Source organism: Kistimonas scapharcae, from assembly GCF_039540975.1.
Taxonomy (GTDB): Bacteria; Pseudomonadota; Gammaproteobacteria; order Pseudomonadales; family Endozoicomonadaceae; genus Kistimonas; species Kistimonas scapharcae.
On the sequence record NZ_BAABFL010000210.1, the window covers coordinates 1 to 911 of the forward strand.

A 911-nucleotide genomic window follows, 5' to 3' on the forward strand; every position below is an offset into this window, starting at 1 on the left:
CATGACACGTCTCCTAACCCAAGGAAAACCAGTGTCGTAAGTTTAGACGGGAGAATGGCTTATGTTAGGTGGTAATCAGGAATGTCTATATATTAAATTTCAGCCATTCGATTTACATTTGTATATTATCACCATTCAAACCAATAGAACTGTATTCATAACGTTCAAGTCATATAAGGAGATTTTATATGGAATTAGCGAATCAGGTTAATTTGAGGGTAGATCCTCGATCAATTGACCGTTCCAGTACCTCCTCCAAGAGCAGCCCAAAGCTTGGTCATCGCACTGTTGGCGATATGCCACTCGGAGACACCCCTGGGAGAATGTCTCCCGGCGCTGACAACGACGGTAGCAGAAGACTCCAACAGATCCAAGACCAAGTCGATCATGTTGTCGACATAATGCAAGTGAATGTCGACAACATACTTGAAAGAGATAGAGTTCCAGACGAGCTGCAAGCGGGAAGAGAACAATTTGAGGCCAGTGCCCAACGCCTTCAACGCCGTTCTATAGGCAGCTATCTGATCAGTATTGTCAAAGTTGTAGCCATTATTGTTGCAACTCCGGTCGTATTAACGGCTATGATGTTATTGGTAACTGGAGCATGCACAGTAGTCGCAACAGGTAAGATATATACGTCGCTAAAAGACAGAGGGGTTAATCGCATTGCAGCCTTTATGTGCGCCGGAGTAGGTGGGTGCATTGGTGGCGGCATTGCAGGCCTTGTCTTTGGGCCATTTATGGGCATTGCTGTTGAGTGCACATTGATCAAAACCGCTGCTCAAGGACGCAGTGTCTGCGAAAAGATCAAGAATATAGCACAAGGTAGATACCTTAACTCCCGCTTAACGATCTGAAGAAGTAAGGCTAAATTGAATGAAGAGAGCGTCCCCTGTGCTCTTCAGGCAAAA

1 protein-coding gene is annotated in these 911 nt (G+C 45.2%); it reads left to right on the top strand.

Going from position 1 to position 911, the window contains the following annotated elements; genetic code table 11:
• Positions 1 to 188 precede the first annotated feature (188 nt).
• A complete protein-coding gene (locus tag ABD892_RS10465) occupies positions 189 to 857 on the top strand; it encodes an SNARE domain-containing protein (protein ID WP_345195567.1) in 669 nt (222 codons plus the stop codon).
• The last annotated feature ends 54 nt before the right edge of the window (positions 858 to 911 follow it).